This is a genomic window from Candidatus Methylomirabilota bacterium (genome assembly GCA_035709005.1).
In the GTDB taxonomy this organism is placed as follows: domain Bacteria; phylum Methylomirabilota; class Methylomirabilia; order Rokubacteriales; family CSP1-6; genus 40CM-4-69-5.
Genome location: DASTFB010000060.1, coordinates 25,254 through 32,707, shown reverse-complemented (window position 1 = coordinate 32,707; position 7,454 = coordinate 25,254). Strand labels below are relative to the sequence as shown.

Below are 7,454 nucleotides of genomic sequence, written 5' to 3'. Positions count from 1 at the left end.
AACGTGTAGAACGCCAGCGCGGCGCCGAGCCGCTGCGCCCGGTCCTGGTACCAGTCGCTGATGGTGTCCCGGAGCACCCGCCACGCCTCATCCATACCGCTAAGCGTACCCGAGAGCGCCAGGATCCCTCGAGGGGGCACGGGGCATATCGCGCCGGCGACGAAGCACGTAGAATCGTCGCCATGAAAAACAGGAAGGCCGAGCCCGGGAGTACGACATCGAAGACCAAGAAGGCGCCATCACGCGTCACCGCGGCGACGTGGGAGGCGGCGGCTGCGGCCGACGCCGCCGGGCGACGCGCGCAGCGGCAGGCGATCGGGCAGGCCTCGGTGGAGAAGGTTGCCAGGCGCCAGTTCCAGACGACGCGCGGGCAGGTGATCCAGGCTCACATCAGCGCACGAGGCCGGCGCCAGCAGGCGAGGCGCGACTCCCGCTGATGGAGATCATCAGAGCCGTCCCGTCCACAGTCGATCGTGCGACACGGACACGGCGCGTAGCTCGGGCCGGCCGCGCTCCCGGGCCGCGCGCCGCGCAACCTCGATCATCTCCTCGGGAGCCTCAGATTGCGAGACTAAGCAGCGTCGTCGCCGGCAGCAGTCCGAGATCGAGTGCCAGCCGAGACAGCGCTCGTCCTCCAGAAGATCCCGCCCGTGCCGCGCATCACCCTGCGGCGGGTCGAAGTAATGCGACGCGTGAAGGTAGGCGGTGTCCCGTCCAGTGCGGCCGGGAAGGCGGAGGGTCGGGCGGCAACGCGATGATTCCGATTCCTGCGGACTCCAGAAGTCTTTTTCGCTCGGCGCGCGGAGCGAACACCGTCGAATCACCCGGTTCCTACGCAGGTACGTGGGAGACGGCACGAATGCCTCAGGGCACTGGGGCCCACGTGTCCCACGTGAGGCACGCCGACCCCATGTTCGATAGGGCGCTGTCGACTCTAAGTTTCCGAGTATTTTGCCAGGCCCGCGCGGCATCGTTGATGCACTCCCGTCGAGCTGCCGATCACTCTGCTTTGAGGTTGGCGCACATGGTCGACTCGATACACACCGAGGGTCAGAAACGTCCGCATTCCCGTCGTCTTCATCACCGGCCACGGTGATGTGGCGATGAGCGTGACGGCCATGAAAAGCGGCGCCGTCGGCTTCCTGACCAAGCCGTTCGCCGGCAACGCCCTGCTTGGCGCGATCGAGCGGGCAGTGACCAAGGACGCGCGGGATCTGGCCGCCGAAGCTCGCACCGCCGAAATCCAGGCGCGTGTCCGGGCGCTCACGCCGCGCGACGTTCAAGGGCGTGGTTCAGCTGAGCGGCTTCGTCAGGTCTCAGGCGGGGTCGCCGGCGGGATCGCGGGCGTGAAGTCCGTCAAGAACGAGATGCGGGTCAAGTGACCGAGGAGGACTATGATGCGTACCAGTGGAGCCTTTGTGCTGGGAGCCGGCCTGGGGGCCGCCGTCGTGTGGCTGTGGGGACGGCAGATCGAGGCGTACGTGCAGGAAAGGACGCGCGGGGTACGCCTGAAGGCGGCGGAGGGCGTCCGGGCGGTCGAGGAGACGACCGGCAAGGTGCTGGACCGCGGCGGAGCTGCCTTGCATCGGGTTGACGACTTCCTGCAGGACACGAAGGAGCACGTCAGCGAGGCTCTCCGGGCGGGGCAGGACGCGATTCGCCCCGTATAAGCCTTCTCTGGCCGCCGATCCGGCGGCGGCCTGGCCCTTGCCGGCGGCATGGTGCTGGCGTCTGAAGAGAGAGGAGCGGACATGAGCCTGATCGGCCTCATCCTCACGCTGGTGGTCGTCGGGATTCTGCTCTGGCTGCTCAACAACTACGTGCCGATGGATTCGAAGATCAAGACGATCATCAACGTCGTGGTCGTCATCGTGGTCGTCGTCTGGCTGCTGCAGGCGTTCGGTGTCCTGGGCTCGCTGCGCGACATACGCATTCGGTAGCGCACGTCGGCGTGGTGTGCCCCTCGGCAGATTCGCTGTGAGTCGGGATGCCACGGACACCGGCCGTCGAGACGGCCCGCCATTGAAGGGTCGCTGCTCGCCTTCGGTGGCGGGTCGTGTCCGGCTTCCAGCGAAGCCAGGGATTTCTGCGGGCCGGCGCGGTCGCTTACTACACGCTGCTGGCGATCGTGCCGCCTGCCGCCGTGACCGAGCAGGTCGCCAGCTTCCTGGCCCACCGCGAGGTGGTCGGAATCGTCGGGCTGGTGGCGCTCGTCTTCTTCAGCTCGACGCAGCACCGGCGCTGCCTCGTGTCGGTACTGCTCCCGTATCTCTCCATGATGCTCATCGGCGTGGGCCTCCTGCTGATCACGGTGATCAGCAGCGCGCTCCACGCGGTGCGTGCGGTGCATGTCTTCGGGCATGCGTGGCCCCCGGCGGGTCTGTCCGGCGCCGTGCTCCACCTGCTTGGCGTCGTGGGGCTGGCCCTGCTCCCGACCGCTTTCTACATGGTGCTGCCGGTGGGGCAGATTCGCTTCGGGCACGCCCTGGCCGGGGGCGTCACCGCGACCGTGCTCTGGGAGGTGACCCGACGCGCCACGGTGTGGTACTTCGCCAAGCTATCGATGGTCAACGTGATCTACGGGGCGATGGCCGCTGTCATCGTCGTGCTGCTCCCCCTGGAGGCCGGCGCCGTTATCTTGCTCTTCGGCGCGAGGTCATCGCCGAGATAGACCGCAGCCGCGCCGGACACCAACGCGCGCGACAGTATGGATGGCGGAGCCCTGGCCCAACCCGTTCGGGAGGGCCCGCAACCAGGGCATGCATTCAGGGGGACGGTTGTGGAGGGCACATGGCCACGGATGCCGAGATCCAGAAGTTCGTGCAGCATCACCACGGCTTCATCCCGAGGATGGGGTGGATCGTCCACGTCAAGGAGGTTCACGGCATCCCGACGCTGCGGGGGGCGAGCCGGGCCCGTCGCGGTCGTGACGTCGAGCCGTGCCCGCCCGAAAAGCGTGAGGCGATCGAAGAGGCGTTGCGACATTTCGGCATGATGTGACGCCCGGTCCTTTCGCGCTTCCCAGGTCATCGTCTCGAGCGGGGACCGGTCGCCCCAGGGTGGGGAGCGGATGGTGCACGAACACGGACGGTCTTGCGCTATCATCTCGATTCTTGAGGGCACTCGCTTGTGGCACGTCGCGTGCACGGCTCGCGCCGTGCAGGAACTGGATAGGATGGCATCGGCCCGTGGGCGACGGATGAGACCTCGGGCGACGGCCGCGTGATCTCACACTCCTTTGGTTCCTGAACGTGAGGTCGCCCTGACGCACGGTGCGGTGGCAGGCTGCGAGCGTTCACGCAGGACACGGGAAGACGAGGTGGAGGCACGGCGTGGGAAAAGCCTCGGACACGCGGTACGCGACTCCGCGCCTGCGTCGCGCCGTGACGCAGTTGCTCGCCCTCGAAACGAGCGGAGCGCCGGCGACCCCCGAGACTCTGGCGGCGGCGGCGGGGCGCCTCCTGGACTCGCTGTGTCAGCGGCTCGCCGACGTCATCGGTCTCGCCGGCGTCCAGGCGATCCTTCTCCGGGCGGTGAAACTCGGAAAATCGGAGTTCGCCTTTCTCGACGAGCGGATCGTCCTCGGTGAGCGCTGCGACAGCCTGGCCGAGCCGCTTCGCGCCGCTCTGCAGGAGCACGAGCCCGACGTGATCCGGGAGATCTCGGTGACACTCTTCGCCACCTTCCTGGGCTTGCTGGCGAACGTCATCGGCGCCAGGCTCACGTGGAGCCTGCTCCAGCAGAGCTGGCCCGACACTCTCCTACCCCGAACCCACCGCCAGGAGACTGAGGAATGACAGATGGCCGCGAAGCAGTCTCGATCCGGCGACTCGCAACCGGGGTTCCGGGGCTGGACGACGTGCTGGGGGGAGGCCTCCCGGAGCTGTCCTTCAACCTCATCGTCGGCGGCCCCGGGTGCGGCAAGACGACCCTGGCCCACCAGATCATGTTTGCCAACGCGACGGGCGATCGCCCGGGCCTCTACTTCACGATCGTCGGCGAGCCGCCCCTCAAGATGCTCCGGTACCAGCAGCAGTACAGCTTCTTCGATCCGGCGAAGGTGAACGGCATGATCCGCTTCAGCTCGCTGAGCGGGGAGGTACCACGGGGCCTCCCGGCAGTCCTCGACAGCATCGTGCGTCAGGTCGAAGCCGTGACCCCCGGCTTCGTCATCGTGGACTCCTTTCGCTCGGTGCTGCGGGTGGGGAATGAAGCCGAGCTGAGCGCGCTGGACGTGCAGGACTTCGTCCAGAGGCTGGCGCTTCACCTCACCACCTGGGAGGCGACGACCTTCCTCGTCGGCGAGTTTCCTGACGCGGAGGGTGACCATCCGGTCTTCACCGTGGCCGACAGCCTCATCGTCCTGAAGCAGACGATCGAGCGGAACTCCGTCGTGCGGAAGATCAGAGTCGTCAAGTTGCGCGGGCAGGGTGACCTGCCTGGTCTCCACACGTTTCGGATCACGCCGGATGGCCTCAAGGTGTTCCCCCGGCTTCCCAAGCCGGAGGCGGATCCGGCTCAGGCGGATGCGTCACAGGCCGTCGCGCCTGTCCAGGGGCGCCTCTCGACGGGCGTCCGCGGCCTCGACGAGATGCTGGGCGGCGGCGTCCCCCGGGGCTATTCGGCGATGGTCGCCGGCCCCTCCGGTTCGGGCAAGACCGTGCTGGCCGGTCAGTTCGTCGTCGAGGGGGTGAGGCGCGGGGAGCGCGGCGTGATCGCCGTCTTCGAGAAGCACCCCGCCGGCTACCTGCGGACCACGGCGCTGGGCGATACTCTCGGCCGGATGATCCACGACGGCCAGATCACCATGGTCTACCTTCGCCCGCTCGACCTGTCCGTCGATGAGACGCTGTACGAGCTGCGCGAGACGATCGCACGCACCCAGGCCCAGCGCGTCGCGATCGACTCGCTCTCCGGCTTCGAGACGGCCGTCTCGCCCGGGTTCCGTGAAGATTTTCGGGAGTCGCTCTACCGCCTGGTGGGCGTCTTGACCGGCCTCGGCGTCACGGTGATGATGACGATCGAGATCGAGGATGGCTACACCGAGCTCCGCCTCGGTCCTCGCGAGAATGCGTTCCTCACGGACGCGCTCATCCTGCAGCGCTACGTGGAGCTGGACGGGGCGCTGAAGCGGGTGATGACGGTCGTGAAGGTCCGCGGCAGCGATCACAGCGCGGACCTGCGTTTCTACGAGGTGAACTCGAGGGGCATCACCGTCGGTGACCCGATCCGCGGGTACCATCACGGGCTTCTGACCGCCGATCCCTGGAGCTCCCCCGAGGCGCACCCGCGAGGCCCGACCCGACGTGATCGCCGCCAGTAATCGTAGAAGGGTGGCATGACTCCCCACGCGGAACGGCCGGGCGACGATCCGAAGCGCGAAACGCCCGCCACGCAGCCTGATCAGCAGTCGTTGCTGGACCAGCTTCGAGACGCGAACGAGCAGCTGGTCGTCAGCTCGATGCAGAATCAGACCCTGGCGGATGCGGCGGACCGCGCCCGGGCTGACGCCGAGACCGCGAACCGGTTGAAGGACGAGTTCCTCGCCATGGTCTCCCACGAGCTCCGGACGCCGCTGAGCGCCCTCCTCGGTTGTGCGCATCTGCTCGACCGCGGGCAGCTCGACCCAGCCCAGGCGATGCACGCGATCCACGTCATCGAACGCAACGCCAGGGCAGCGGCGCGAATCATCGACGACCTGCTCGACGTGTCCCGGATCATCGGTGGCAGCATTCGTCTCGACCGTCAGCCCGTCGACCTCAGCGCGGTGGTTCAAGAGGCACTGGATGCGCTTCGCCTGGCGGCTGACGCCAGGGCCATCAACGTGATCTTCATCGATCACGCCGTCCCCGAGCCGGTCGCAGGTGACTCGCTCCGTCTGACGCAGGTCGTCGAGAACCTTCTCTCGAACGCCGTGAAGTTCACGCCTCGGGGTGGGCGCATCGAGGTTCGGCTCACCTCGGCCGGTTCGCAGGTGGAGATTCAGGTCGCCGATACCGGTCAGGGCATCGCCCCGGAGTTCCTGCCGCATCTCTTCGAGCGGTTCAGCCAGGCGAAGATGGTGAGCACACGGCAGGGCGGGATCGGTCTCGGGCTCGCCATCGTCAAGGCGCTTGTCGAAGGGCACGGCGGTAGCGTTCACGCCCACAGCCCGGGCGTGGGGGAGGGAGCCACGTTCACGGTTCGGCTTCCGGTTCTTTCCCCTCGTGAACTGGACCAGCTCGAACGGGTTGGGGGCGCCGACACGCCCGCCGCCGCGCCGGCCCGGCTCGACAACATCAAGGTCCTTCTCGTCGAGGACGATGCCGATGCGCGGGACGTCCTCCGCCTCATCCTCGAGATGGCCGGCGCCAAGGTGGAGGCCTCCGGGTCGGTGCGTGGAGCGCTGCGCGCGTTGGATGACTTCCGACCGGACGTGCTGGTCAGCGATATCGGGATGCCCGACGAAGACGGCTATACGCTCATTCGCCACGTCCGAGCGCGGGAGGGGAACGGCGGCTACCTGCCAGCCATCGCGCTCACTGGCTACGTCACGTCCGAGGACTCCGCTCGCCTGCGGGCCGCCGGATTTCAGATGCATGCCCGAAAGCCGGTGGAGCCGGACGAGCTCGTGGCCATGGTCGCCTCGTTGGCGCGATCCGGCAGCCGGTAATCAGGCACGCCAGCACCAGCCATGCCGCTCGGGGCCCAGATTGGGGCACCAGGTCCACGACTACGATCGCCAATGGTCTCGGCTCTCTATCACCCACCGTTGCGCGAGCCTGGACGAAGGGAAACAAGAGGTACGCGAAGAACAGAGAAAGAGCGACGATGAGAAGCACAACTGCGCACCCTGTTCGCCGGCCCTGACGAGATGCTGGCCCGGAAGGGAATTGGGAATCCGCACGGTGGCGAAGGTCCGTGGTACACGCATCAACATCGGGAATCCCGGATCGCGGCAACGGGCAAATATCGACCGCGTGGTGGCCATCCTCGGCCTCAGGCGAAGCGATTTCGTCGACGTGCGCGAACTCCCGGCCGCCGAGCAGCACCGCGCCTTTTGCGTCAAGGAGCTTGACGTCATCGTCTATTCGGTCGGCCATCCGAACGCCTGATTCACCGAACACGAGCGTGATCACCGCGACGACGGTCACGCCGGCTCCCTCCTCGCGGGCGCTCACGATCATGGCCTCGATGGCCCTCGCTCCCGGCCGGCCGATCAGGGACTCGACCTGCTCGACGATGTGCCCCTGCGCGGCCTGAGGGCCGAGGCAGACGCCGGTGAGCGGCATGAGGATGACGAGGCCGGGCGCCCGCGCGAACAACGTGTAGAACGCCAGCGCGGCGCCGATCCGCTGCGCCCGGTCCTGGTACCAGTCGCTGACGGTGTCCCGGAGCAGCCGCCACGCCTCACCCGACCGCCAAGCGTACCCGGGAGCGCCAGGATCGATCGAGGGGGCGTATCGCCCTCTCCC

General features: G+C 67.5%; 10 protein-coding genes. All 10 read left to right on the top strand.

The features are described 5' to 3' along the window. The first annotated feature begins 182 nt into the window (after window positions 1-182). The 10 genes from VFR64_09640 to VFR64_09595 all read left to right on the top strand — a co-directional run bounded on the left by VFR64_09640 (window position 183) and on the right by VFR64_09595 (window position 7,094). Entirely contained in the window at window positions 183-437 is a 255-nt protein-coding gene (locus VFR64_09640; protein HET9489998.1) for a hypothetical protein, read from the top strand. A gap of 627 nt (window positions 438-1,064) precedes the next feature. Then, window positions 1,065-1,382: a response regulator gene (locus tag VFR64_09635; GenBank protein ID HET9489997.1), complete on the top strand. Its 318-nt coding sequence runs from the start codon at window positions 1,065-1,067 to the stop codon at window positions 1,380-1,382. Between the two features lie 15 nt (window positions 1,383-1,397). Further along, window positions 1,398-1,670 (top strand): hypothetical protein, encoded by a 273-nt coding sequence (locus VFR64_09630; GenBank protein HET9489996.1) that lies wholly within the window; start codon window positions 1,398-1,400, stop codon window positions 1,668-1,670. An 81-nt stretch (window positions 1,671-1,751) separates the two neighbouring features. Continuing rightward, complete coding sequence (locus tag VFR64_09625) at window positions 1,752-1,940, top strand: Thivi_2564 family membrane protein (GenBank protein HET9489995.1); 189 nt, start codon at window positions 1,752-1,754, stop codon at window positions 1,938-1,940. Window positions 1,941-2,056: 116 nt separating this feature from the next. Next, the gene (locus tag VFR64_09620) at window positions 2,057-2,671 is read left to right on the top strand and encodes a YhjD/YihY/BrkB family envelope integrity protein (protein HET9489994.1); all 615 of its coding nucleotides are present in this window, start codon (window positions 2,057-2,059) and stop codon (window positions 2,669-2,671) included. Window positions 2,672-2,790: 119 nt separating this feature from the next. Next, window positions 2,791-3,000, top strand: a complete 210-nt coding sequence (locus tag VFR64_09615; GenBank protein HET9489993.1) for a hypothetical protein — start codon at window positions 2,791-2,793, stop codon at window positions 2,998-3,000. Between the two features lie 332 nt (window positions 3,001-3,332). Beyond that, the gene (locus tag VFR64_09610; GenBank protein ID HET9489992.1) at window positions 3,333-3,797 is read left to right on the top strand and encodes a hypothetical protein; all 465 of its coding nucleotides are present in this window, start codon (window positions 3,333-3,335) and stop codon (window positions 3,795-3,797) included. Next, window positions 3,794-5,323 carry an ATPase domain-containing protein gene (locus tag VFR64_09605; protein ID HET9489991.1) on the top strand — a complete coding sequence of 510 codons (1,530 nt, stop codon included), beginning with the start codon at window positions 3,794-3,796 and terminating at the stop codon, window positions 5,321-5,323. The genes VFR64_09610 and VFR64_09605 overlap by 4 nt, the downstream gene beginning before the upstream one ends. A gap of 15 nt (window positions 5,324-5,338) precedes the next feature. Beyond that, window positions 5,339-6,652 (top strand): ATP-binding protein, encoded by a 1,314-nt coding sequence (locus VFR64_09600; protein HET9489990.1) that lies wholly within the window; start codon window positions 5,339-5,341, stop codon window positions 6,650-6,652. After that, window positions 6,579-7,094 (top strand): TAXI family TRAP transporter solute-binding subunit, encoded by a 516-nt coding sequence (locus VFR64_09595; GenBank protein HET9489989.1) that lies wholly within the window; start codon window positions 6,579-6,581, stop codon window positions 7,092-7,094. The genes VFR64_09600 and VFR64_09595 overlap by 74 nt, the downstream gene beginning before the upstream one ends. Window positions 7,095-7,454 lie beyond the last annotated feature (360 nt).